The organism is Xenorhabdus koppenhoeferi (assembly GCF_900116635.1).
GTDB lineage: Bacteria > Pseudomonadota > Gammaproteobacteria > Enterobacterales > Enterobacteriaceae > Xenorhabdus > Xenorhabdus koppenhoeferi.
Genome location: NZ_FPBJ01000038.1, coordinates 1 through 23,455, shown reverse-complemented (window position 1 = coordinate 23,455; position 23,455 = coordinate 1). Strand labels below are relative to the sequence as shown.

The window sequence follows — 23,455 nt, the reverse complement described above, 5'->3', positions numbered from 1 at the left end:
TAGGAATGGAATTGGTAATGAAAGACGCGCAAAGCGCGCTGACTGTTTCCGAAACTACCTTCGGGCGTGATTTCAATGAAGCGCTTGTGCATCAAGTAGTTGTTGCGTATGCAGCTGGTGCTCGTCAAGGTACTCGTGCTCAGAAAACTCGTGCTGAAGTTTCTGGTTCAGGTAAAAAACCATGGCGTCAGAAAGGCACTGGTCGTGCGCGTTCTGGTTCTATTAAGAGTCCAATTTGGCGCTCTGGTGGTGTAACTTTCGCAGCGAAGCCACAGGACCACAGTCAAAAAGTTAATAAAAAGATGTACCGTGGTGCTCTGAAAAGCATCCTATCAGAATTGGTACGTCAAGAACGTCTGATCGTTGTCGAGAAATTCTCTGTTGAAGCACCTAAAACTAAGTTGCTGGTACAGAAATTGAAAGAAATGGCTCTGGAAGATGTGCTGATCGTCACTGGCGAAGTTGATGAGAATCTGTTCTTAGCAGCTCGTAACCTTTATAAGGTTGACGTTCGTGATACAGCAGGTATCGACCCAGTAAGTCTGATCGCCTTCGACAAAGTGGTTATGACTGCTGAAGCTGTGAAGCAAGTTGAGGAGATGCTGGCATGATCCGTGAAGAACGTCTGCTAAAAGTACTGCGCGCGCCGCACGTATCTGAAAAAGCTTCTACAGCGATGGAAAAAACCAACACCATCGTCCTCAAGGTTGCGAAAGACGCGACTAAAGCAGAGATCAAAGCTGCCGTACAGAAACTGTTTGAAGTTGAAGTTGAAGGTGTAAACACTTTGCTGGCTAAAGGTAAAGTGAAACGCCACGGTCAGCGTATTGGTCGTCGTAGCGACTGGAAAAAAGCTTACGTCACCCTGAAAGAAGGCCAGAATTTGGACTTCATTGGCGGCGCTGAGTAAGCCGGAGGAGTAAAAACAATGGCAATTGTTAAATGTAAACCTACGTCTCCGGGCCGTCGCCACGTTGTTAAAGTGGTTAACCCTGAGCTGCATAAGGGTAAGCCTTATGCTCCGTTGTTAGAAAAAAACAACAAAACCGGTGGTCGTAACAACAATGGTCGTATTACCACTCGTCATATCGGTGGCGGCCATAAACAGCACTATCGTCTGATTGACTTCAAACGTAATAAAGACGGTATCCCTGCTGTTGTTGAACGTCTGGAATATGATCCAAACCGTTCAGCGAATATCGCGCTGGTTCTGTATAAAGACGGTGAGCGTCGTTATATCCTAGCGCCTAAGGGCCTGAAGGCGGGTGATCAAATTCAGTCCGGTGCTGATTCAGCAATTAAGGCTGGTAATGCTCTACCAATGCGCAATATCCCGGTTGGTTCTACTGTTCACAACATAGAAATGAAACCAGGTAAAGGTGGCCAGCTGGCTCGTTCAGCAGGTGCTTATGCTCAGATTGTTGCACGTGATGGTTCTTATGTAACTTTGCGTCTGCGTTCTGGTGAAATGCGTAAAGTACTGTCTGACTGCCGTGCTACTTTAGGCGAAGTTGGTAACGCAGAACACATGCTGCGTGTTCTGGGTAAAGCCGGTGCAAGCCGCTGGCGTGGCATTCGTCCTACCGTTCGTGGTACGGCGATGAACCCAGTAGACCATCCACATGGTGGTGGTGAAGGTCGTAACTTTGGTAAACACCCTGTAACTCCATGGGGCATCCAGACCAAAGGTAAGAAGACCCGTAGCAACAAACGTACTGATAAATATATCGTACGTCGCCGTTCTAAAAAATAATTAGAGGATAAACCATGCCACGTTCTCTCAAGAAAGGTCCATTTATTGACCTGCACTTGCTGAAGAAGGTAGAGAAAGCGGTGGAAAGCGGAGACAAAAAGCCTATTAAGACTTGGTCCCGTCGTTCAACGATCTTTCCTAACATGATCGGTTTGACCATCGCTGTCCATAATGGTCGTCAGCATGTTCCAGTTTTTGTTTCCGACGAAATGGTTGGTCATAAACTGGGTGAATTCGCGCCGACCCGTACTTATCGCGGCCATGCGGCCGATAAAAAGGCTAAAAAGCGCTAAGGTAGGAGGAAGAGATGGAAACTATCGCTAAACATCGCCACGCTCGTTCTTCTGCTCAGAAGGTTCGTCTCGTGGCTGACCTGATCCGCGGTAAGAAAGTGTCGCAAGCTCTGGAAACTCTGACCTATACCAACAAGAAAGCTGCTGGTTTAGTGAAGAAAGTACTCGAGTCTGCTATTGCTAACGCAGAACACAACGATGGCGCTGACATCGATGATCTGAAAGTCGCGAAGATTTTCGTAGACGAAGGCCCGACCATGAAGCGTATTATGCCTCGTGCCAAAGGTCGTGCAGATCGTATCCTGAAGCGCACCAGCCACATTACTGTGGTTGTGTCCGATCGCTGAGACTCTGGAGACTAGCAATGGGTCAGAAAGTACATCCTAATGGTATTCGTCTGGGGATTGTCAAACCTTGGAACTCTACCTGGTATGCGAATACCAAAGAATTCGCTGACAATCTAGACAGCGACTTTAAAGTTCGCCAGTACTTGAATAAAGAACTGGTTAAAGCATCTATTTCACGTATTGTTATCGAACGCCCTGCGAAAAGCATCCGTGTGACCATTCACACTGCTCGCCCAGGTATTGTAATCGGTAAAAAAGGTGAAGACGTTGAAAAACTGCGTAAGGCTGTAGCGGATATCGCTGGCGTTCCTGCGCAGATTAATATTGCCGAAGTGCGTAAACCTGAACTGGACGCAAAATTGGTTGCTGACAGTATCACTTCACAGTTGGAACGCCGTGTTATGTTCCGCCGTGCGATGAAACGTGCTGTACAGAACGCGATGCGTCTGGGCGCTAAAGGTATAAAAGTGGAAGTTAGTGGTCGTTTGGGCGGTGCTGAAATTGCGCGTACTGAATGGTATCGTGAAGGTCGTGTACCTCTGCACACTCTGCGTGCAGACATCGACTACAATACTTCTGAAGCGCACACCACCTATGGTGTAATCGGCGTTAAGGTATGGATCTTCAAAGGTGAGATTCTGGGTGGTATGGCTGCAGTTGAACAGGCGGAAAAACCGGCTGCTCAACCTAAAAAGCAGCAGCGTAAAGGCCGCAAGTAAGGAGAGTCGCTGATGTTACAACCAAAGCGTACAAAATTCCGCAAAGTGCACAAAGGCCGTAACCGTGGTCTGGCTGCAGGTACGGATGTTAGCTTCGGCACTTTCGGTCTGAAGGCTGTGGGCCGTGGTCGTCTGACTGCTCGTCAGATCGAAGCGGCACGTCGTGCTATGACCCGTGCAATTAAGCGTCAAGGTAAAATCTGGATCCGTGTATTCCCAGACAAGCCTATCACCGAAAAGCCACTCGAAGTGCGTATGGGTAAAGGTAAAGGTAACGTAGAATACTGGGTTGCCTTGATCCAGCCCGGTAAAGTTCTGTATGAAATGGACGGTGTGCCTGAAGAGCTGGCTCGTGAAGCATTCAAGCTGGCAGCAGCGAAACTGCCTATCAAAACCACCTTTGTAACTAAGACGGTGATGTAATGAAAGCACAAGAGCTGCGCGAAAAAAGCGTTGAAGAGCTGAACACTGAGCTGCTGAACCTGTTACGTGAACAATTTAATCTACGTATGCAGGCGGCAAGTGGTCAGCTGCAACAGTCTCACCTGTTGAAACAAGTGCGTCGTAATATTGCACGCGTTAAGACTTTACTGACTGAGAAGGCGGGTGCGTAATGACTGATAAAATCCGTACTCTGCAAGGTCGTGTTGTAAGCGATAAAATGGAAAAATCCATTGTTGTTGCTATTGAGCGTAAGGTGAAACATCCACTGTATGGTAAATTCATCAAGCGTACGACCAAACTGCACGTACATGACGAGAACAATGAATGTGGAATTGGTGATGTAGTGGAAATCCGCGAAACCCGTCCACTGTCTAAGACTAAATCTTGGACTTTAGTTCGCGTTGTAGAAAAAGCGGTTCTATAATAGATCGCTGTATCGTATAAAATAAACGGCCCAAAAAATAACGGGGCCGTTTATTTTTCTGTCCATCGCGAAGATGTGGTGTTATAATACCGCGCCCTCGTAGTATGGGATATTGAAACGGCCTCTTTAAAATAAAGTGGCTCAGTAGTAGTTGACATTTAGCGGAGCACTAAAATGATCCAAGAACAGACTATGCTGAACGTGGCCGACAACTCCGGTGCACGTCGCGTAATGTGTATCAAGGTTCTAGGTGGCTCGCACCGTCGCTACGCACATGTCGGTGACATCATTAAAATCACTATCAAGGAAGCAATTCCTCGTGGCAAAGTGAAAAAAGGTGATGTCCTGAAAGCGGTAGTGGTGCGCACCAAGAAGGGTGTTCGTCGCCCGGACGGTTCTGTCATTCGCTTCGATAGCAACGCTTGTGTATTGTTGAACAACAATAGTGAGCAAGTTATCGGTACGCGTATTTTTGGGCCGGTAACTCGTGAACTGCGTAATGAAAAGTTCATGAAAATTATCTCTCTGGCACCTGAAGTACTCTAAGGAGCAGGCAATGGCAGCGAAAATCCGTCGTGATGACGAAATTATCGTGCTGACCGGTAAAGACAAAGGTAAGCGCGGTAAAGTAAAACAGGTTCTTTCTTCTGGTAAAGTTTTTGTTGAAGGTATCAACTTGGTTAAGAAACATCAGAAGCCAGTTCCGGCTCTGAACCAACCAGGTGGCATCGTTGAAAAAGAAGCAGCTATTAATGTTTCCAACGTTGCAATCTTTAATACAACAACTGGCAAGGCTGACCGTGTAGGTTTTAGATTCGAAGACGGCAAAAAAGTACGTTTCTTCAAATCTAATAACGAAACTATCAAGTAATTTGGAGTATACGATGGCGAAACTGCATGATTACTACAAAGACGAGGTAGTCCAGAAACTGATGACTCAGTTTGGTTACCATTCTGTCATGCAAGTCCCTCGGGTCGAGAAGATCACCCTGAACATGGGTGTTGGTGAAGCGATCGCTGACAAAAAACTGCTGGATAACGCGGCAGCTGACTTGACAGCAATCACTGGTCAGAAACCTTTGATCACCAAAGCTCGCAAATCAGTTGCAGGCTTCAAAATCCGTCAGGGCTATCCAATCGGCTGTAAAGTAACCCTGCGTGGCGAACGTATGTGGGAGTTCTTTGAGCGTCTGATTTTTATTGCTGTACCACGTATTCGTGACTTCCGTGGTTTGTCCGCTAAATCCTTCGATGGTCGTGGTAACTACAGCATGGGTGTTCGTGAGCAAATCATCTTCCCTGAAATCGATTATGAGAAAGTGGATCGTATACGTGGTCTGGATATTACTATCACCACTACTGCGAAATCTGATGATGAAGGCCGCGCACTATTGTCTGCGTTTAACTTCCCGTTCCGCAAGTAAGGCAGGGTACTCATGGCTAAGCAATCAATGAAAGCGCGTGATGTAAAACGTGCGAAATTAGCTGAGAAATTCTTCGCAAAACGCGTTGAACTGAAAGCGATCATCTCTGATGTAAACGCATCTGATGAAGACCGTTGGAATGCTGTTCTCAAGCTGCAAACACTGCCACGTGATTCTAGCCCTTGTCGCCAGCGTAACCGCTGCCGTCAGACTGGGCGTCCGCATGCATTTTTGCGGAAGTTTGGGTTGAGCCGTATTAAAGTCCGTGAAGCCGCTATGCGCGGTGAAATTCCGGGCCTTAAAAAGGCTAGCTGGTAATTGTCACCATTTGAATCACGGGAGTAAAGACAGATGAGCATGCAAGATCCGATCGCGGATATGCTGACCCGTATCCGTAACGGTCAGGCCGCGAATAAAGTTGCGGTCACCATGCCTTCCTCCAAGCTGAAAGTGGCAATCGCCAAAGTGCTGAAGGAAGAAGGTTATATTGAAGATTTTAAAATCGAAGGCGACACCAAGCCAGAACTGGAAGTAACATTAAAATACTTCCAAGGCAAGGCTGTTGTAGAAAGCATCCAGCGTGTAAGCCGCCCAAGTCTGCGCATCTATAAGAAAAAAGATGAGCTGCCAAATGTCATGGCTGGACTGGGTATCGCTGTTGTTTCTACCTCTAAAGGTGTAATGACTGATCGTGCAGCTCGCCAGGCTGGTCTGGGTGGCGAGATTCTCTGCTACGTAGCTTAATTCGGGAGGAAAGAATGTCTCGTGTTGCAAAAGCACCCGTCGTCATTCCTGTCGGCGTAGAGGTTAAACTCGACGGTCAGGTTATTTCGATTAAGGGTAAAAACGGCGAATTAAGTCGTGAAATCCACAACGCAGTTGAAGTTACACATGCGGATAACCAACTGACTTTCGCTCCATGCGAAGGCTTTGCAGATGCTTGGGCTCAGGCAGGTACAACTCGTTCTCTGCTGAATGCAATGGTTATCGGTGTTAACGAAGGTTTCACTAAGAAGCTTCAATTGGTGGGTGTTGGTTACCGTGCAGCAGTTAAAGGCAACTCAGTTAGCTTGTCTTTAGGCTTCTCGCATCCGGTCGAGCATCAACTGCCAGCAGGCATCACTGCGGAATGCCCATCACAAACTGAAATCGTACTGAAAGGTGCCGATAAGCAGATGATTGGTCAAGTTGCGGCAGATCTGCGTGCCTATCGTCGTCCTGAGCCATATAAAGGCAAGGGTGTTCGTTACGCCGATGAAGTCGTGCGTACCAAAGAGGCTAAGAAGAAGTAAGGTAACACTATGGATAAGAAAGCAGCTCGTATCCGTCGTGCGACCCGCGCACGCCGCAAGCTCCAGGAACTGGGTGCAACTCGCCTGGTGGTACATCGTACCCCTCGCCATATTTATGCGCAGGTTATCGCACCAAATGGTTCTGAAACTCTGGTGGCCGCTTCTACAACAGAAAAAGCTATCAGTGAACAACTAAAATTTACTGGAAACAAAGAAGCCGCAGCAGTAGTTGGTAAAATTGTTGCTGAACGTGCTCTGGAAAAAGGTATCATGAATGTATCCTTTGACCGTTCTGGTTTCCAATATCATGGTAGAGTCCAGGCACTGGCAGATGCTGCCCGTGAAGCTGGCCTTCAGTTCTAAGGTAGAGGTGTAAGATGGCTCACATCGAAAAACAAGCTGGCGAACTGCAGGAAAAGCTGATCGCGGTAAACCGCGTATCTAAAACCGTTAAAGGTGGCCGTATTTTCAGCTTTACCGCACTAACTGTAGTTGGTGATGGTAACGGTCGCGTAGGTTTTGGCTACGGTAAAGCACGCGAAGTTCCGGCAGCAATCCAGAAAGCGATGGAAAAAGCACGTCGCAACATGAAAATTGTCGCACTTAACAGCGGCACTCTGTACCACCCAGTGAAAGGTTCTCACACCGGTTCTCGCGTGTTCATGCAGCCTGCTCACGAAGGTACAGGTATTATCGCTGGCGGTGCGATGCGTGCTGTTCTGGAAGTGGCTGGAGTTCGTAACGTTCTAGCTAAAACCTACGGTTCCACTAACCCGATCAACGTGGTTCGTGCAACTCTGGACGCTTTGGACAGCATGAAGTCTCCAGAAATGGTCGCAGCTAAGCGTGGCAAATCCGTCGAAGAAATTCTGGGGTAATGACCATGGCTAAGACTATTAAAATCACTCAAGTTCGCAGCTCAATTGGTCGTTTGCCTAAACACAAGGCAACTCTGACTGGTTTAGGTCTGCGTCGCATTGGTCATACTGTTGAACGTGAAGATACACCAGCTATTCGCGGTATGGTCAACTTGGTTTCCTATATGGTTAAAGTTGAGGAGTAACAGATGCGCTTAAATACTCTGTCTCCGGCTGAAGGTGCCAAGCACGCATCTAAACGTGTAGGTCGTGGTATCGGCTCTGGTCTGGGTAAAACTGGCGGTCGTGGTCACAAAGGTCAGAAGTCTCGTTCTGGCGGTGGCGTTCGTCGCGGTTTCGAAGGCGGTCAGATGCCTTTGTATCGTCGTTTGCCAAAATTTGGCTTTACTTCACGTAAAGCAATGATCACTGCAGAAATTCGTCTGTCTGATTTTGCTCATGTCGAAGGCGATGTAATCGATCTGAATGCACTGAAAGCTGCTAACGTTATTGGCCCTCAAATTGAATTCGCTAAAATAATGCTTTCTGGCGAAGTTAATCGTGCAGTAACTGTGCGTGGCTTGCGTGTTACTAAAGGCGCCCGCGCTGCAATTGAAGCTGCTGGCGGTAAAATTGAGGAATAAGTAACAGATGGCTAAACAACCAGGATTAGATTTTCAAAGCGCCAAAGGCGGATTAGGCGAGTTAAAACGCAGACTTTTGTTTGTCATTGGCGCTCTAATTGTTTACCGTATTGGTTCTTTTATTCCAATCCCTGGTATTGATGCCGCTGTGCTTGCCAAATTGCTCGAACAGCAAAGAGGCACCATCATTGAAATGTTTAATATGTTCTCTGGTGGTGCTTTAAGCCGTGCTTCTATCTTTGCACTGGGTATAATGCCGTATATTTCTGCATCTATCATTATTCAGTTGCTAACCGTTGTTAATCCTCGTTTAGCAGAGATTAAGAAGGAAGGGGAAGCTGGTCGTCGTAAGATTAGTCAGTACACCCGTTATGGTACATTAGTGCTGGCAATATTCCAGTCAATTGGCATTGCTACTGGGTTGCCGAATATGCCTGGAATGCAAGGGTTAGTTATTAATCCTGGTTTTGCATTCTATTTCACGGCTGTTGTAAGTCTGGTCACGGGAACTATGTTCTTGATGTGGCTAGGTGAGCAGATTACTGAGCGAGGTATCGGAAACGGTATTTCAATCATAATATTTGCTGGTATCGTTGCGGGTCTACCACCTGCAATTGGTCACACTATCGAGCAAACTCGGCAAGGCGATCTGCACTTCCTCCTGTTGCTGTTGGTTGCAGTATTAGTGTTTGCAGTGACTTTCTTCGTTGTTTTCATGGAGCGTGGTCAACGTCGTATCGTTGTTAACTATGCTAAACGTCAACAAGGTCGTAAAGTTTTCGCTGCGCAAAGTACACATTTACCGTTGAAAGTGAATATGGCTGGGGTTATCCCCGCAATTTTTGCTTCCAGTATTATTTTGTTCCCTGGTACCATAGCCTCTTGGTTTGGTGGAGGTACAGGCTGGAACTGGTTGACAACTATTTCTATGTATTTGCAGCCAGGTCAACCGCTTTATGTGTTATTATACGCATCTGCAATCATCTTCTTCTGTTTCTTCTATACGGCTTTAGTATTCAATCCAAGAGAAACAGCAGATAACCTGAAGAAGTCCGGTGCATTCGTACCAGGAATTCGTCCGGGAGAGCAAACGGCTAGGTATATCGATAAAGTGATGACTCGTCTAACCTTAGTTGGTGCGTTATATATTACTTTTATCTGCTTAATCCCGGAGTTCATGCGTGACGCGATGAAAGTTCCATTCTATTTTGGTGGTACTTCCCTACTGATTGTAGTGGTCGTTATCATGGACTTTATGGCTCAAGTGCAAACTCTGATGATGTCGAGTCAGTATGAGTCTGCATTGAAAAAGGCAAACCTGAAAGGATATAACCGCTAATGGTTTGCTTGAGAAGTTACGGAGAGTAAAAATGAAAGTTCGTGCTTCCGTCAAGAAATTATGCCGCAACTGCAAAATCGTTAAACGTAACGGTATCGTTCGTGTAATTTGCAGTGCAGAGCCTAAGCATAAACAGCGCCAAGGCTAATTAATCGCATATTTTTCTTGCAAAGTTGGTTTGAGCTGGCTAAATTAGCCAGCCAATCTTTTTATCTGACAGCAACATTATTTGAGTATCCTGAAAACGGGCTTTTCAGAATGGTGTTGCGGTGAATAAATATTGTAGGAGTGCATAGTGGCCCGTATAGCAGGCATTAACATTCCTGATCAGAAACATACCGTAATCGCGTTAACCTCGATCTACGGTATCGGCAAAACCCGTTCACAGGCTATCTGTGAAGCAACAGGTATTGCTGAAAATGTTAAGATCAGTGAGCTGTCTGAAGAGCAAATTGACAAGCTGCGTGACGAAGTTGCTAAATACGTTATAGAAGGTGATTTGCGTCGTGAAGTAACCCTGAGTATCAAACGTCTGATGGATCTTGGTTGCTATCGTGGTTTGCGTCACCGTCGTGGTCTGCCAGTTCGCGGTCAGCGTACTAAGACCAATGCACGTACCCGTAAGGGTCCGCGTAAACCGATCAAGAAATAATCGGGGTATTGAATAATGGCAAAAGCACCTATTCGTGCACGTAAGCGTGTAAGAAAACAAGTCTCTGACGGTGTGGCTCATATCCATGCTTCTTTCAACAACACCATCGTTACTATTACTGATCGTCAGGGTAATGCGCTGGGTTGGGCAACTGCCGGTGGTTCCGGTTTCCGTGGTTCTCGTAAATCTACTCCGTTCGCGGCTCAGGTTGCAGCAGAACGCTGTGCTGAAGCAGTAAAAGAATACGGAATTAAGAACCTGGAAGTTATGGTTAAAGGACCTGGTCCTGGCCGTGAGTCGACTATCCGCGCATTAAATGCGGCTGGTTTCCGCATCACTAATATTACTGATGTGACTCCGATCCCTCATAACGGTTGTCGCCCACCGAAAAAACGTCGCGTTTAATACGTTTTCGTTTTTAGGATTGTTGGAGAAAGAAAATGGCAAGATATTTGGGTCCTAAGCTCAAGCTGAGCCGTCGCGAGGGTACAGACCTTTTCCTGAAGTCTGGTGTTCGCGCGATTGACACCAAGTGTAAATTAGAACAAGCACCAGGACAGCATGGCGCACGCAAACCGCGTCTGTCTGATTACGGTGTACAGTTACGTGAAAAACAAAAAGTTCGTCGTATTTACGGTGTTCTGGAACGTCAATTCCGTAACTATTATAAAGAAGCGACTCGTCTGAAAGGCAACACAGGTGAAAATCTGCTGAATTTGCTGGAAAGTCGCTTGGATAACGTCGTTTATCGTATGGGCTTTGGCGCGACTCGTGCTGAATCGCGTCAAATGGTAAGCCATAAGGCTATCATGGTAAATGGTCGCGTTGTTAACATCGCTTCTTATCAGGTATCCCCGAATGATGTCGTCAGCGTTCGTGAAAAAGCGAAGAAGCAGGCTCGCATTAAAGCAGCCTTAGAGCTGGCTGAGCAGCGTGAGAAACCAACTTGGTTGGAAGTTGATGCTGCGAAGATGGAAGGTATGTTCAAGCGTATTCCTGAACGTACTGATCTATCCGCTGACATTAATGAACACCTGATCGTCGAGCTTTACTCTAAGTAAAGCTTAGCACTAAAGAGAGGACACAATGCAGGGTTCTGTGACAGAGTTTCTAAAACCGCGCCTGGTAGATATCGAGCAAGTCAGTTCGACGCATGCCAAGGTGACCCTTGAGCCATTAGAGCGTGGCTTTGGCCATACTCTTGGCAACGCACTGCGCCGTATTCTGCTTTCGTCTATGCCGGGTTGTGCGGTGACTGAGGTTGAGATTGATGGTGTACTGCATGAGTACAGCACCAAAGAAGGTGTACAGGAAGATATCCTGGAGATTCTCCTCAATCTGAAAGGGCTGGCGGTGAAAGTTCAGGGTAAAGATGAAGTTATCCTTACCTTGAATAAATCTGGCATTGGCCCTGTGACTGCAGCCGACATCATCCATGATGGTGATGTCGAAATCGTCAAGCCGCAGCACGTAATCTGCCATCTGACTGACGAGAGCGCTTCCATTAGCATGCGTATTAAAGTTCAGCGCGGTCGAGGTTATGTGCCGGCTTCTGCCCGAATTCATTCGGAAGAAGATGAGCGTCCTATCGGTCGTTTGTTAGTAGATGCTTGCTATAGCCCAGTAGAGCGTATTGCCTACAATGTTGAAGCAGCTCGTGTAGAACAGCGTACTGACTTGGATAAGCTGGTTATCGAGATGGAGACTAACGGTACAATCGATCCTGAAGAGGCGATTCGCCGTGCAGCTACCATTCTGGCTGAACAACTGGAAGCTTTCGTTGATTTACGTGACGTACGTCAACCGGAAGTTAAAGAAGAGAAGCCAGAGTTTGATCCGATCCTGCTGCGCCCTGTTGACGATCTGGAATTGACTGTCCGCTCTGCTAACTGCCTTAAAGCAGAAGCTATCCACTACATCGGTGATTTAGTACAGCGTACCGAAGTTGAGTTGCTTAAGACACCTAACTTGGGTAAAAAATCTCTTACTGAGATTAAAGACGTACTGGCTTCACGTGGACTTTCTCTGGGCATGCGTCTGGAAAACTGGCCACCGGCAAGTATTGCTGATGAATAACTAGATCACAGGTTAAGGTTTTACTGAGAAGGATAAGGTCATGCGCCATCGTAAGAGTGGTCGTCAATTGAACCGCAACAGCAGCCATCGCCAAGCTATGTTCCGCAACATGGCAGGTTCTTTGGTTCGTCATGAAATCATCAAGACGACTCTGCCTAAAGCGAAAGAACTGCGTCGCGTCGTTGAGCCGCTGATTACTCTTGCCAAGACCGACAGCATAGCTAATCGTCGTCTGGCATTCGCCCGTACTCGTGATAACGAGATCGTGGCAAAACTGTTTAATGAACTGGGTCCGCGTTTTGCGAGTCGCGCAGGTGGTTACACTCGTATTCTGAAGTGTGGCTTCCGTGCTGGTGATAATGCACCGATGGCATACATCGAGCTTGTTGACCGCGCAGCTGAGTCTCAGACTGAAGCAGCATCTGCAGAGTAATTTGTAGAAGCGTAAAAAACCGGGTGTTATCCCGGTTTTTTATTGCCTTTTGCTTTTATATTAATAGCCACCATTTCATTTCTCATCTACTTTTTTGTGAATTTTTCCTGCGTGGGTGATCTCTTAATCTATTCTGGTAGTATTGTCCTTATTTTATCCTCCAGTTTTTATTTCCTATTTGATAGGAGTTTCTCTTATGTATCGTATTGGTCAGTTAGCTAAATTAGCAAGTGTCACACCTGACACTATCCGATTTTATGAAAAACAGGGCTTGATGGAACATGAAGAAAGGACAGAAGGTGGTTATAGATTATATAAAGAGCAAGATTTACAGAGACTACGCTTTATTCGTTATGCGAAACAATTAGGTTTTACACTAGAAGCAATTGTAGAATTGCTATCAATCCGTGTAGACCCAGAGCATCATACATGCCAAGAATCGAAGCTGATTGTTGACTCTAGATTGAAAGAAATAGAAGAAAAGCTGTTGGAAATGCAAAGAATGCACGATTCTTTGACGATGTTGAGTGATGCATGTTGTGGTAGTACACATATAAGCACATATTGCTCTATCTTGGAGATCTTGGAAGAAGGTGCTGGGAATAAATAATTTTTCTTTATTATCCGGAAAGCTAGGAGTATAATTGTGTTTTTTTTAAACAGATACTTAGTTTACTTATTAACAAGGTGGTCAAATACCAATAACTTGCATATAATAACGAGATGAAAAAAGATACTCGTCAGCTCTCACCAGAGATACAGCAATATAACCGCCACCTCGTGATAAAAATGCATCAAGAGGGAATTTCCCGCAAAATCATCTCGACAACACTTGGCATCAGTTATAACACCATTTGTATTTGGATCAGAACCTGGCAAAAAGGGGGCGACGGTGCCTTGATTCAGGGAAAACGTGGGTGCCGGGAAAGGGAAGCTCGTCTGTTGACGCCCCCTCAGGAAGCTAAACTCCAGCAAATCCTCCTCGAATTAAATGGCCATCACAAATGGGATTGCCTTATGCACTTTGGTCGCGCAACGCGATTCAGGCGCTTATTTGGCAAATGTGGCGCATAAAAATTGCGAAAAGAACACTCACTGACTATCTAAAGCGTTGGGGATTTACGCCACAAAAACCACTCAAAAGAGCCTATGAACAAAATCCTCAAGCCGTCGAAAAGTGGCATAAAGAGACCTATCCGGCGATAAAAAAGAAAGCCGCAGAAGAAGGGGCGGAAATTTGGTGGGGAGATGAAACGGGAATAAAAAATACCTGCCAGCATAGCCGGGGCTTTGCGCCCAGAGGAAAAACGCCCGTTGTTGATATTTGTGCAACGCGCTTTTCTATCAATATGATATCGGCGATTAATAATCGGGGCAGTGTGCGATTTATGCTGTATCACGACACGATGACGGCCCGAAGGCTGCTGCATTTTTTTCAACGCTTGATAAAAGAGGCCGCTCGTAAGGTCTATGTGATACTGGATAATTTGCGTGTCCACCATGCCCGGCTTGTCAAAAAGTGGTTGGAGAAACACAAAAACCGAATTGAAGTGTTTTATTTGCCTGCCTATTCACCCGAATTAAACCCGGATGAGTACCTTAATGGTGATTTGAAAAATGCTATCCGGGCCTCTTCACCGGCAAGAAGTCCGCAAGAATTAGTCAAAAAGACTCGAAGTCATATGATGAGGCTCCAGAAAAGATCTGAACATGTTGCTCGTTATTTCCAGCATCGCTGTATCCGATATGCTGCATAACAAATAATAGATATTTGTACACCGGGTTAATAAATTACTATCAATAACCCCGATTTTTAATAAATCTAATGTCTAATAAGTCATAGTCATAGTCATAGTTAGAGGTTATGATGACAACATATAACCATAAAAAAGGCGTCATTAAAGATAATGCCTTAGAAGCTTTACTACACGATCCTTTGTTTAGGCAAAGAGTAGAAAAAAATAAAAAAGGTAAAGGAAGTTACAATCGTAAAGAAGAACGTGGTAAATACAATAGTTGGGAGGCCAATAATAATAATTTTTTCAAGTCATTATTATTGGCCTTCTAATTTCTTAAGTCAAAAAATATTAATCTATAGAACTGAAAATAATATTTTCAAAGAAAGAAAGGGCTTGGCTGGAACAATTTTTCCACTTCAGGAACGAATTTTTTATCAGTAATAAACATGATCACATGGTTACCTTGCTCAATGATGCTGTAATCATTAGCAATGATGACCTCTTCATCGCGCACAATAGCGCCAATTGTTGTTCCTGGAGGTAGTTTTATATCACCTATTTTGCGCCCAACTACTTTTGATGTATGTTCGTCACCGTGAGCTATAGCTTCGATAGCTTCAGCGACTCCCCGCCTTAATGAAAACACACTGACAATATCCGCTTTACGAACATGACCAAGTAATGCTGATACCGTAGCTTGCTGCGGGGAAATGGCAATATCAATGACTCCACCTTGTACTAAATCGACATATGCACTACGTTGAATAAGAACCATTGCTTTTTTGGCTCCCATTCGCTTTGCAAGCATGGCTGACATAATATTGGCTTCATCGTCATTTGTTAATGCAATAAAAACATCAACTTGTTCAATATGTTCTTCAGCGAGTAATTCTTGGTCTGAAGCATCCCCATAAAAGACAATGGTATCGTGCAATATTTCTGCTAGTTCTATAGCCCTTTCTTGGTTGTGCTCAATTAGCTTGACACTATAATCCTGCTCAAGCCGTAAGGCTAAGCCAGCTCCAACATTGCCCCCACCAACTATCATTATGCGCTTATACGGTTTTTCAAGCCGTTGTAATTCACTCATTACAGCCCTGATATGTTGTGATGCTGCAACAAAGAATACTTCGTCTCCAGCTTCAATAACTGTTGAACCTTGTGGCCTGATTGGGCGATCTTGACGAAAGATTGCTGCAACCTTGCTATCAATATGCGGCATATGTTCTCGGAGAGAAGATAAAGCATTACCCACTAAAGAGCCGCCATAATAGGCCTTGACTGCCACAATACTGACACGATCTTCTGCAAAATTAACGACTTGCAATGCACCAGGGTATTGAATCAATTTATATATATAGTCAATTACCAATTGCTCAGGAGATATTAGATAATCAATAGGAATATCATCAGGCTGAAACAATTTTTCTGACTCTCGAATATATTCTGACGACCGTATCCTAGCAACTTTATTGGGTGTATTAAATAAAGAGTAAGCAATTTGACATGCAATCATATTGGTTTCATCTGAGTTTGTGACAGCTACCAGCATATCGGCATCCTCAGCCCCTGCTTCCCTTAATACTCTGGGATGGGAGCCATGACCATTTACAACTCTGAGATCGAATTTATCCTGTAATTGTCGTAAACGATCTGTATCGGTATCAACGATAGTTATATCATTGTTTTCATCAACCAAATTCTCGGCTAATGTTCCACCAACTTGGCCTGCCCCCAGAATAATTATCTTCATAGCATTCTCTTCTTGATTTGCAGCCGTCTTCCTAATCTTGCTATTTTAGCAAAATTATCAAATCATTCCGCTCATTTGGAACGAGAGAGGAGTATTATTGCTTAGTTAGTCGAGCATAAAAGAAACCATCCCCACCTGCTGCTTCTGGGATAATTTGTGTTCCTGATTTTTCCTGAATTTTTGTTTCTGATAATTTAGCATCAGCATGACACTCCAAAAACGATTGAATTTGCTCGCTATTTTCTTGAGGTAAAATTGAACAAGTTGCATAAACCAGAGTGCCATTTTTCTTTAAATATGGCCATACAGCATCAAGAATTTCAGATTGTAATGTCACTAATTGATCAATATCCTCATTGTGGCGTAGCCATTTTATATCAGGATGGCGGCGAATAACTCCTGTGGCAGAACATGGTGCATCTAAGAGAATACGATCAAATTGCTTACCTGTAGCCCATTCATGTGGAAGACGACCATCACCTGTTTTTACAACAGCATGTAAATTGAGTCGTTGTAAATTTTCTTTTACTCGTTTAATTCGTTGTTCATCAATATCTATGGCGAGAACCTTAGATTTTGGCGCTATTTCGAGAATATGAGTAGTTTTTCCACCAGGTGCAGCACAAAGATCTAATATAGATTCTCCGTTACATGGACTTAATAGTTCAGCACATCCCTGAGCAGATCGATCCTGAATAGTTACCCATCCTTGCTCAAACCCAGGTAGATAACTTACGGGACAGGGACTTAGCAAACGAATAGCACTAGGATGATCTGTATCCAGTTCTGCTTCTATGTTAGCGTTTTCTAATAAAGCAAAATATTCATTAGTTGTATGATGAAGTTGGTTTACTCGTAACCACATGGGCGGTTTTTGGTTATTTGCATCGACTATAGTTTGCCAGTTTTGCGGATAAGTCTTTTGAATACGTTCTAGCAGCCACTTAGGATGTAAGTATTGACTGATATGACTATTTGCGCGTTCGACTAATTCTTGCTGTTGACGTTGAAATTGGCGAAGAACACCATTGATTAACCCTTTTAACTGTGGTTGTTTTAAGTTAATTGCTCCATTAACAGTTTCCGCAAGTGCCGCATGCGCAGGTATGCGAGTATAAATAAGCTGATATATTCCAACCATGATCAGGTAGTGGAAAATACGTTGTTTTCCTTTTAATGGTTTTGTCATTAATTGACTAATAAACCACTCAAGCTGAGGTAATACTCTCATAACGCCAAAACAGAGTTCTTGGAGTAGAGCTTTATCTTTGCCAGAAACTTTTTGTTGGAGTTCTGGGATAACGGTGCTGAGAGATTGCCCTCGCTCCAGCACTTGAGTGATCGCTTTTGCAGCGATGCTTCGCAAGTTATATGTGTTTTTCATGGTATGGTCAAAAAGGCTGATTGTTACCTGTAGAATTAAAATGGGAAGAAGCCGTATGCTAAAAGCATATGGACAAAATTAATATCAGTTAATTTTGCTACCAGATGTAAACCATTCACGCTTGGAGTTTAAGAAGTCAGCTGCTGACATTGCTTTTTTGCCAGGCGGTTGTAACTGAGTAATATTTAATATTCCATCTACAGTTGCAACTTGAATACCTTTTTTATCTGCGCTGATAATTGTTCCGGGAGCTTGAGTTGTTTGCTCTGTGATAACTACGGCTTGCCAAATTTTAATAGGTTGATCATCGATTAAGAAGAAACTCATGGGCCAAGGATTGAAAGCTCGAATGCAACGTTCAAGTTGAATCGCTGGCAAATTCCAATCGACTTTTGCTTCATCCTTGCTTAGTTTTTCAGCGTAGGTTGCAAGAGTGTTATCCTGAATTTCAGGCTTATATTCTCCCGATATGATTAAATTTAAGGTATTTAGTAAAGCTTCAGGGCCAATATCAGCAAGTTTTTCGTACAAACTGGCGCTGGTATCTTCTTTTGTAATTGGACAAACCGCCTTCAGTAACATATCACCAGTATCAAGCCCCGCATTCATTTGCATGATTGTGATACCAGTTTCTTGGTCTCCAGCCCAAATTGAGCGTTGAATAGGCGCAGCTCCACGCCAGCGAGGTAGCAAAGAGCCGTGAACATTCAGGCATCCCAGACGTGGTATATCTAAAATAGCTTGGGGAAGAATCAATCCATATGCAACAACGATCATAATATCGGCTTGTTGCTCCATGAACCACCGTTGACTTTCTTCTGTTCGTAAGGTTTTTGGCTGAAAAACCGGAATGTTTTGTTCTTCAGCCAATACCTTTACGTGACTTGGTGTCAGTTTTTTACCTCTTCCTGCCGGTTTGTCTGGTAAAGTGAGAACTCCGACAACGTTGTGTTGAGAGTTTAATAGAGCAGCCAAATGGTGAGCTGCGAAATCAGGGGTTCCGGCAAAAATAATACGTAAAGAATCAGACACTGTTATTTCCTGCAATGATAAAATTTATTTGTTCTTGGCTCTTAGTCGGTCAATTTTTTCAACTTTCTGGCGGATACGTTGGCGTTTCAACGGCGATAAATAATCGACAAAAAGTTTACCAACCAAGTGATCCATTTCATGTTGAATACAAATTGCGAGCAGACCATCGGCTTCCAATTCAAATAGCTGGCCATGATAATTCAACGCCTTAATTTTGACTTGTTCAAAACGAGGTACAAACCCACGTTGTTCAGGAACAGATAGGCAACCTTCTTCTATTCCTGTTTCACCAGATTCATTGACCAATTCTGGGTTAATCATCACAAGACGCTGTTCGCGATTTTCAGAGACATCAATGACAATAATTCTTTGATGAATGTCGACTTGTGTTGCTGCTAAGCCAATGCCTTCTTCTGCATACATCGTTTCAAACATATCATCAATGATACGCTGGATTTTTGCATCGACTTTTTCTACTGGCTTTGCAATAGTGCGAAGTCGCTCGTCTGGATAATGTAATACTTGTAAAACTGACATATATGTTTAGAACTGCATCCAAAAAGTGAGTGATAATGAGTGCCTATTCTAGACATTTCCAGTTTAGATTGACAGTATTGAACACAAATTAATCATGCTTGTGTTACTCTAAATCAGGTCAGGATGACGATTATGGAAGCGATGGAAATATGGTTGAGAATGAGAATGGTTTCTCACCTTTCAGTAGTAAAGGCAATTCCTATTATGGAGCGTTTGTTGCAAACGAACAATTGTAGCGCAGCCTTTCTTAAAGAATGCGGTCTTTCACCTACTCAATGTCTGCAATTTATTAAGGCTAATCCTTCCACGCTAATTTCGTGTTTAAATTGGTTAGGACGGCCGGATAATCATTTACTGACTTTTTCTCATCCCGCATATCCCCCTTTATTAAAGCAAATACATTCTCCGCCTCTTCTGCTTTTTGTTGAAGGTGACATATCAGTTCTGTCCCAAAAACAGATATCAATGGTTGGTAGCAGGGCTGCGACTTTCTATGGTGAAAAATGGGGAAAGATATTTGCTGGGGAGTTGTCTAAGAATAATTTGATAATAACTAGTGGGTTGGCAGTTGGTATTGATGGTATTTGTCATCAGGCTGCACTGGATTCAGGAGGAAAAACCATCGCCGTACTTGGAAGTGGTCTTGAAAATATTTATCCCAGTCGGCACCAGTCTTTGTCCCAGCGTATTAAAGAAAGTGGTGCGTTGGTTTCTGAGTTTTTTCCTGACACACCGCCTAAAGCTAAAAATTTCCCAAGACGAAATCGAATTATTAGTGGATTGAGCCTGGCTACTCTTATTGTAGAGGCCCATAAGAATAGCGGATCACTGATTACGGCCCGCTGTGCCCTTGAACAAGGAAGAGATATCTTTGTTCTACCGGGACCATTAGGTGTTCCTTCGAATGAAGGTAATCATTGGTTAATTAAGCAAGGTGCTTATTTGGCAACAAATGTGATGGATATAATGGAACACATTAATATTTCTTTTCAATGGGTTAATATCGAAGAAAAAAGAAAAGAAGAAGAGGATAAACAATTTGAACAAACAGAGTTGCCATTTACAGACGTGCTGGTTAACGTAAGTAACGAAGTGACTTCTATTGATGTGATAGCCCAGCGTTCTTCCCTTCCTGTTGCAGAAGTAATGACCAGACTATTAGAGTTGGAACTTATGGGAAAAGTTGCGGCTGTTGCTGGTGGATATGTTTTAATTAATTGATAATAAATATTTATTATTTTAATGATATCAATCTTATAGTGGTTGATATTCTGTGGGTGAGATATGTTTAAGAAAGTTCCCTTTACTATAAAAGAAACAGAGTATTGTCCTGAGTGTGGCTCTGAGTTAGTGATCCGCAATGGAACTCATGGCCCATTCTCCGCATGTTCCAGTTACCCATCCTGCCATTATCTTCGTCCTTTAAAAGCTCAGAATGATGGATATGTGGTTAAGGAATTGGATGGGAAAATATGCCCTAAATGTGGTTTTACTCTGGTTTTACGGCAGGGGCGTTATGGTATGTTCATTAGCTGTAGCCAGTATCCTGAATGTGGACACACAGAATTGATTGATAAACCTGACGATATATCAATTAGTTGTCCTCAATGCCAGAAGGGAAAATTACTTCAGCGTAAGTCTCGTTTTGGTAAAACATTCCATTCTTGCAATCGCTACCCAGAGTGTCAGTTTACACTCAATAATAAACCAATTTCGGGAGAATGTATGTTTTGTCACTACCCGTTATTAATAGAAAAGCGCACTTCCCAAGGTGTAAAATTAATTTGTGCCAGTAAATTGTGTAGCAAGCAGCAATTCCATGAAATTGAGAGTAAAAATGAGTAACGACATCGCACCTGTATTTGATTCAATTGTCACGGCTTTGAAAAAAGAAAAAGTCATTGCCTATCCGACAGAAGCTGTTTTTGGATTGGGATGTGACCCTGATAGTGAAAATGCTGTACAAGAATTATTAACATTGAAAAATAGGTCTTGGGAAAAAGGATTAATCCTTATTGCTGATAATTATGGGCGGTTATGTCCTTATATTGATGCAGAGCAGCTGAGTGATGAACAGAAAGAAACCATATTTTCATTTTGGCCGGGGCCTGTGACATGGGTAATTCCAGCCAAAAAAACGACACCGAAATGGCTGACGGGTAAGTTTTCAACTTTGGCAGTTCGAGTTACGGATCATCCTTTAGTTAATCAACTATGTTCCCTGTATAAAAAACCTCTTGTTTCTACTAGTGCGAATTTAAGTGGATTAGAACCATGCCGGAGTATTGAAGAAGTGCGTCAGCAATTTGGGAGCCGTATTCCAGTTCTGGAGGGAGAAGTAGGAGGGCGTGAAAATCCATCAGAAATCAGAGATGCTTTGACTGGTGAATTATATCGGCAAGGATAGAAAATAATGGATAAATTCGCGGTTTTTGGTAACCCAATCTCCCACAGTAAATCTCCTTATATTCATCGATTATTTGCTGAACAAACGGGAATCGATCATCAATACGGGCGGATACTTGCTCCGATCGAGTGTTTTGAACAGACTTTAGGCTGTTTTTTTGAGCAAGGGGGATTAGGTGCAAATATTACTGTTCCCTTCAAAGAAAGAGCCTATCAGATCTCTGATGAATTGACTGAACGAGCAAGGATTAGTGGAGCAGTTAATACTTTAAAGCGGATTGAGGGAAATCGGCTTCTTGGCGATAATACAGACGGTATAGGTTTGTTGGTGGATTTACAGGGACTTGATTTCCTCTCTCAGGGAAAAAATATTTTAATAATTGGAGCTGGGGGAGCGACAAAAGGGGTAATATCTCCTTTGTTGTCATTAGGTTGTTCAATCACTATAACTAACCGTACCTTTGAGCGAGCACAAATCATCTCGAATAAATTTTCTCAACTAGGCAATATCTGGGCGATTGAAATCGCGTCCCTTATTTCTCCAGATTTTGACGTTATCATTAATGCAACAGCCTCCGGTATTAATGGACAAGTTCCTGAAATATCACCGTTGGTTTTTCAAAACAATAGCGTCTGTTATGACATGTATTATCAACAAGGACTTACCCCTTTCCTTAATTTTGCTCATAAAAATGGCGCTTCTCGTTTAGCCGATGGTTTAGGCATGTTAGTCGGGCAGGCTGCGTATGCTTTTGAATTGTGGCATGGTGTATTTCCTGAAATAGAGCCTGTTTTATCTGTCTTAAGGAGAGAGTTACACGTATGAACCAATCAATTCAGTTTCCTGACCGTGAAGAGTGGAATGAAATAGAAAGTAAGGTGATATTTCCTGCAATGGTCGATGGTTTGCTGGTGGAGTGTATGATCAGCGCTGATACAATTATTATACGATATGGTAAATCAAACCACCCACTCGAGCTGTTTCGTCAACATCGCTGGGATCTGGAGGAGGAATTCGAAACAGTTATTTTGAGTGGGAATGATGATCAGCAAGGACATTATTATTTGTCTTCAGATTGCGCCGATAAATAATTATCTTTCCAGCGAGCGTAATTATTGGCGGAATAAAGTAGCTCTTCCAATTCTTCAGGTTTAAGTTTCCTTAACTGTTTGGCTGGGCTGCCTACATAAAGGTAGCCACTTTCTAATTTTTTCCTTGGAGGAATAAGACTGCCAGCTCCGATGACAACATCATCTTCAACAATTACACCATCAAGTAAAATAGAACCCATACCAACTAATACTCGATTTCCAATTGTACATCCATGCAACATCGCTTTATGGCCTACTGTGACATTTTCACCAATTATGAGAGGAAAACCATTTGGATTATCATGGGATTTATGAGTTACGTGCAAAACAGAGCTATCTTGAATGTTTGTGTGCGAACCAATTGATACATAATTTACATCTCCCCGGATTACTACAAGGGGCCAGATACTGACATCATCTGCCAATTTGACATCACCGATCACTACAGAAGAAGGGTCTAAAAAAACTTTTTGGCCAATTTGAGGATAAAAGTCTAGATATTGGCGTAATACAGTGGACATAAAAACCTCAACAGTAAAAATAAGTAGCAGTTAACGGAGATGTTATTGAGGAAAAGATCGCCATGCAATGAAAAAAGTTTGTTTCAATATTAGTCTATTCAGATGGTTTTTATATCGATTAGTGCGAAAAGCGTTCTCTTGAAAATAAAATTAAAAAAACTATTGTCAGCGCCGAAAAACTCCCTATAATGCGCCACCGCTGACCGACGCTGCGCTGAGACATGCCGCGGCGGGAAGTCGGAAAAGAGCGACAATAAACGCTTGACTCCGGAGGCAAAAAGCGTAAGATACGCC

General features: G+C 43.6%; 41 protein-coding genes. 35 read left to right on the top strand and 6 right to left on the bottom strand.

Translation table 11 applies throughout. The annotated features are described in order from the left end of the window. Positions 1–5: 5 nt before the first annotated feature. The 30 genes from rplD (at position 6) to BM329_RS11605 (ending at position 14,765) form a co-directional block, all read left to right on the top strand. Positions 6–611: a 50S ribosomal protein L4 gene (rplD, locus tag BM329_RS11745; RefSeq protein WP_092553304.1), complete on the top strand. Its 606-nt coding sequence runs from the start codon at positions 6–8 to the stop codon at positions 609–611. Beyond that, entirely contained in the window at positions 608–910 is a 303-nt protein-coding gene (gene rplW / locus BM329_RS11740; protein ID WP_092553301.1) for a 50S ribosomal protein L23, read from the top strand. The genes rplD and rplW overlap by 4 nt, the downstream gene beginning before the upstream one ends. A gap of 18 nt (positions 911–928) precedes the next feature. Next, a complete protein-coding gene (rplB, locus tag BM329_RS11735) occupies positions 929–1,753 on the top strand; it encodes a 50S ribosomal protein L2 (RefSeq protein WP_092553298.1) in 825 nt (274 codons plus the stop codon). Between the two features lie 14 nt (positions 1,754–1,767). Then, on the top strand, positions 1,768–2,046 hold the full coding sequence (rpsS, locus tag BM329_RS11730; protein ID WP_011148791.1) for a 30S ribosomal protein S19: 279 nt from the start codon (positions 1,768–1,770) through the stop codon (positions 2,044–2,046). A 14-nt stretch (positions 2,047–2,060) separates the two neighbouring features. Then, positions 2,061–2,393, top strand: coding sequence for a 50S ribosomal protein L22 (gene rplV, locus BM329_RS11725; protein WP_038240485.1), 333 nt, complete (start codon positions 2,061–2,063; stop codon positions 2,391–2,393). A 17-nt stretch (positions 2,394–2,410) separates the two neighbouring features. Further along, on the top strand, positions 2,411–3,112 hold the full coding sequence (rpsC, locus tag BM329_RS11720; RefSeq protein WP_092553295.1) for a 30S ribosomal protein S3: 702 nt from the start codon (positions 2,411–2,413) through the stop codon (positions 3,110–3,112). Positions 3,113–3,124: 12 nt separating this feature from the next. Beyond that, positions 3,125–3,535, top strand: coding sequence for a 50S ribosomal protein L16 (gene rplP, locus BM329_RS11715; RefSeq protein WP_038252494.1), 411 nt, complete (start codon positions 3,125–3,127; stop codon positions 3,533–3,535). Beyond that, the gene (gene rpmC, locus BM329_RS11710; RefSeq protein WP_010847484.1) at positions 3,535–3,726 is read left to right on the top strand and encodes a 50S ribosomal protein L29; all 192 of its coding nucleotides are present in this window, start codon (positions 3,535–3,537) and stop codon (positions 3,724–3,726) included. The genes rplP and rpmC overlap by 1 nt, the downstream gene beginning before the upstream one ends. Beyond that, entirely contained in the window at positions 3,726–3,980 is a 255-nt protein-coding gene (rpsQ, locus tag BM329_RS11705; RefSeq protein WP_010847485.1) for a 30S ribosomal protein S17, read from the top strand. The genes rpmC and rpsQ overlap by 1 nt, the downstream gene beginning before the upstream one ends. 174 nt (positions 3,981–4,154) lie before the next feature. After that, entirely contained in the window at positions 4,155–4,526 is a 372-nt protein-coding gene (rplN, locus tag BM329_RS11700) for a 50S ribosomal protein L14 (protein WP_010847486.1), read from the top strand. 10 nt (positions 4,527–4,536) lie between these two features. After that, the gene (gene rplX, locus BM329_RS11695) at positions 4,537–4,851 is read left to right on the top strand and encodes a 50S ribosomal protein L24 (protein WP_092553292.1); all 315 of its coding nucleotides are present in this window, start codon (positions 4,537–4,539) and stop codon (positions 4,849–4,851) included. A 13-nt stretch (positions 4,852–4,864) separates the two neighbouring features. Beyond that, the gene (rplE, locus tag BM329_RS11690) at positions 4,865–5,404 is read left to right on the top strand and encodes a 50S ribosomal protein L5 (protein WP_092553289.1); all 540 of its coding nucleotides are present in this window, start codon (positions 4,865–4,867) and stop codon (positions 5,402–5,404) included. Between the two features lie 12 nt (positions 5,405–5,416). Next, a complete protein-coding gene (rpsN, locus tag BM329_RS11685) occupies positions 5,417–5,722 on the top strand; it encodes a 30S ribosomal protein S14 (RefSeq protein WP_010847489.1) in 306 nt (101 codons plus the stop codon). 33 nt (positions 5,723–5,755) lie between these two features. Then, positions 5,756–6,148 (top strand): 30S ribosomal protein S8, encoded by a 393-nt coding sequence (gene rpsH / locus BM329_RS11680; RefSeq protein WP_092553286.1) that lies wholly within the window; start codon positions 5,756–5,758, stop codon positions 6,146–6,148. A gap of 14 nt (positions 6,149–6,162) precedes the next feature. After that, positions 6,163–6,696, top strand: a complete 534-nt coding sequence (gene rplF, locus BM329_RS11675; protein WP_092553283.1) for a 50S ribosomal protein L6 — start codon at positions 6,163–6,165, stop codon at positions 6,694–6,696. A gap of 9 nt (positions 6,697–6,705) precedes the next feature. After that, positions 6,706–7,059, top strand: a complete 354-nt coding sequence (gene rplR / locus BM329_RS11670; protein ID WP_092553280.1) for a 50S ribosomal protein L18 — start codon at positions 6,706–6,708, stop codon at positions 7,057–7,059. A 14-nt stretch (positions 7,060–7,073) separates the two neighbouring features. Continuing rightward, positions 7,074–7,574 carry a 30S ribosomal protein S5 gene (rpsE, locus tag BM329_RS11665; protein WP_092553277.1) on the top strand — a complete coding sequence of 167 codons (501 nt, stop codon included), beginning with the start codon at positions 7,074–7,076 and terminating at the stop codon, positions 7,572–7,574. A 5-nt stretch (positions 7,575–7,579) separates the two neighbouring features. After that, positions 7,580–7,759, top strand: a complete 180-nt coding sequence (gene rpmD / locus BM329_RS11660) for a 50S ribosomal protein L30 (RefSeq protein ID WP_045968059.1) — start codon at positions 7,580–7,582, stop codon at positions 7,757–7,759. A 3-nt stretch (positions 7,760–7,762) separates the two neighbouring features. Beyond that, positions 7,763–8,197 carry a 50S ribosomal protein L15 gene (gene rplO / locus BM329_RS11655; protein WP_092553274.1) on the top strand — a complete coding sequence of 145 codons (435 nt, stop codon included), beginning with the start codon at positions 7,763–7,765 and terminating at the stop codon, positions 8,195–8,197. Positions 8,198–8,204: 7 nt separating this feature from the next. After that, entirely contained in the window at positions 8,205–9,536 is a 1,332-nt protein-coding gene (gene secY, locus BM329_RS11650; RefSeq protein ID WP_092553271.1) for a preprotein translocase subunit SecY, read from the top strand. 31 nt (positions 9,537–9,567) lie between these two features. Beyond that, complete coding sequence (gene rpmJ / locus BM329_RS11645) at positions 9,568–9,684, top strand: 50S ribosomal protein L36 (RefSeq protein ID WP_012768118.1); 117 nt, start codon at positions 9,568–9,570, stop codon at positions 9,682–9,684. A gap of 147 nt (positions 9,685–9,831) precedes the next feature. Continuing rightward, a complete protein-coding gene (rpsM, locus tag BM329_RS11640) occupies positions 9,832–10,188 on the top strand; it encodes a 30S ribosomal protein S13 (protein ID WP_092553268.1) in 357 nt (118 codons plus the stop codon). A gap of 15 nt (positions 10,189–10,203) precedes the next feature. Next, complete coding sequence (gene rpsK / locus BM329_RS11635) at positions 10,204–10,593, top strand: 30S ribosomal protein S11 (protein ID WP_002919257.1); 390 nt, start codon at positions 10,204–10,206, stop codon at positions 10,591–10,593. Positions 10,594–10,628: 35 nt separating this feature from the next. Further along, a complete protein-coding gene (rpsD, locus tag BM329_RS11630) occupies positions 10,629–11,249 on the top strand; it encodes a 30S ribosomal protein S4 (protein WP_069317323.1) in 621 nt (206 codons plus the stop codon). A 25-nt stretch (positions 11,250–11,274) separates the two neighbouring features. After that, positions 11,275–12,264 (top strand): DNA-directed RNA polymerase subunit alpha, encoded by a 990-nt coding sequence (locus BM329_RS11625; RefSeq protein ID WP_038269634.1) that lies wholly within the window; start codon positions 11,275–11,277, stop codon positions 12,262–12,264. 40 nt (positions 12,265–12,304) lie between these two features. Beyond that, the gene (gene rplQ / locus BM329_RS11620; protein ID WP_092553265.1) at positions 12,305–12,697 is read left to right on the top strand and encodes a 50S ribosomal protein L17; all 393 of its coding nucleotides are present in this window, start codon (positions 12,305–12,307) and stop codon (positions 12,695–12,697) included. A 196-nt stretch (positions 12,698–12,893) separates the two neighbouring features. After that, positions 12,894–13,307 (top strand): Zn(2+)-responsive transcriptional regulator, encoded by a 414-nt coding sequence (zntR, locus tag BM329_RS11615; protein ID WP_092553262.1) that lies wholly within the window; start codon positions 12,894–12,896, stop codon positions 13,305–13,307. A 113-nt stretch (positions 13,308–13,420) separates the two neighbouring features. After that, complete coding sequence (locus BM329_RS14835) at positions 13,421–13,771, top strand: helix-turn-helix domain-containing protein (RefSeq protein ID WP_218153268.1); 351 nt, start codon at positions 13,421–13,423, stop codon at positions 13,769–13,771. Further along, positions 13,759–14,454 carry an IS630 family transposase gene (locus tag BM329_RS14830; RefSeq protein ID WP_245759072.1) on the top strand — a complete coding sequence of 232 codons (696 nt, stop codon included), beginning with the start codon at positions 13,759–13,761 and terminating at the stop codon, positions 14,452–14,454. The genes BM329_RS14835 and BM329_RS14830 overlap by 13 nt, the downstream gene beginning before the upstream one ends. A gap of 110 nt (positions 14,455–14,564) precedes the next feature. Further along, positions 14,565–14,765: an alternative ribosome-rescue factor A gene (locus BM329_RS11605; protein ID WP_092553259.1), complete on the top strand. Its 201-nt coding sequence runs from the start codon at positions 14,565–14,567 to the stop codon at positions 14,763–14,765. Between the two features lie 47 nt (positions 14,766–14,812). Here BM329_RS11605 and trkA read toward each other — a convergent pair whose 3' ends face one another. The 4 genes from trkA to def all read right to left on the bottom strand — a co-directional run bounded on the left by trkA (position 14,813) and on the right by def (position 19,142). Continuing rightward, on the bottom strand, positions 14,813–16,189 hold the full coding sequence (trkA, locus tag BM329_RS11600; RefSeq protein WP_092553256.1) for a Trk system potassium transporter TrkA: 1,377 nt from the start codon (positions 16,187–16,189) through the stop codon (positions 14,813–14,815). A 94-nt stretch (positions 16,190–16,283) separates the two neighbouring features. Continuing rightward, positions 16,284–17,573 (bottom strand): 16S rRNA (cytosine(967)-C(5))-methyltransferase RsmB, encoded by a 1,290-nt coding sequence (rsmB, locus tag BM329_RS11595; RefSeq protein ID WP_092553253.1) that lies wholly within the window; start codon positions 17,571–17,573, stop codon positions 16,284–16,286. 84 nt (positions 17,574–17,657) lie between these two features. Further along, complete coding sequence (fmt, locus tag BM329_RS11590) at positions 17,658–18,605, bottom strand: methionyl-tRNA formyltransferase (RefSeq protein ID WP_092553251.1); 948 nt, start codon at positions 18,603–18,605, stop codon at positions 17,658–17,660. A gap of 24 nt (positions 18,606–18,629) precedes the next feature. Further along, complete coding sequence (gene def, locus BM329_RS11585; protein ID WP_092553248.1) at positions 18,630–19,142, bottom strand: peptide deformylase; 513 nt, start codon at positions 19,140–19,142, stop codon at positions 18,630–18,632. A 132-nt stretch (positions 19,143–19,274) separates the two neighbouring features. Between def and dprA the strand changes: the two genes are divergently transcribed. The 5 genes from dprA (at position 19,275) to BM329_RS11560 (ending at position 22,640) form a co-directional block, all read left to right on the top strand. Beyond that, entirely contained in the window at positions 19,275–20,363 is a 1,089-nt protein-coding gene (dprA, locus tag BM329_RS11580) for a DNA-protecting protein DprA (RefSeq protein WP_092553245.1), read from the top strand. Positions 20,364–20,426: 63 nt separating this feature from the next. Beyond that, positions 20,427–20,987 (top strand): DNA topoisomerase family protein, encoded by a 561-nt coding sequence (locus BM329_RS11575; RefSeq protein WP_092553242.1) that lies wholly within the window; start codon positions 20,427–20,429, stop codon positions 20,985–20,987. After that, entirely contained in the window at positions 20,980–21,549 is a 570-nt protein-coding gene (tsaC, locus tag BM329_RS11570) for an L-threonylcarbamoyladenylate synthase type 1 TsaC (RefSeq protein ID WP_092553239.1), read from the top strand. Before BM329_RS11575 ends, tsaC begins: the two co-directional genes overlap by 8 nt. 6 nt (positions 21,550–21,555) lie before the next feature. Further along, positions 21,556–22,374, top strand: a complete 819-nt coding sequence (gene aroE / locus BM329_RS11565) for a shikimate dehydrogenase (protein ID WP_092553236.1) — start codon at positions 21,556–21,558, stop codon at positions 22,372–22,374. Then, positions 22,371–22,640, top strand: coding sequence for a DUF1488 family protein (locus tag BM329_RS11560; RefSeq protein ID WP_092553233.1), 270 nt, complete (start codon positions 22,371–22,373; stop codon positions 22,638–22,640). Before aroE ends, BM329_RS11560 begins: the two co-directional genes overlap by 4 nt. Here the strand turns inward: BM329_RS11560 and BM329_RS11555 are convergent. Both BM329_RS11555 and BM329_RS14825 read right to left on the bottom strand, forming a co-directional pair. Next, positions 22,610–23,161, bottom strand: a complete 552-nt coding sequence (locus BM329_RS11555) for a gamma carbonic anhydrase family protein (protein ID WP_092553230.1) — start codon at positions 23,159–23,161, stop codon at positions 22,610–22,612. The genes BM329_RS11560 and BM329_RS11555 overlap by 31 nt on opposite strands. A gap of 98 nt (positions 23,162–23,259) precedes the next feature. Then, on the bottom strand, positions 23,260–23,455 hold a 196-nt coding region (locus tag BM329_RS14825; RefSeq protein ID WP_218153264.1), incomplete at its 5' end, for a hypothetical protein.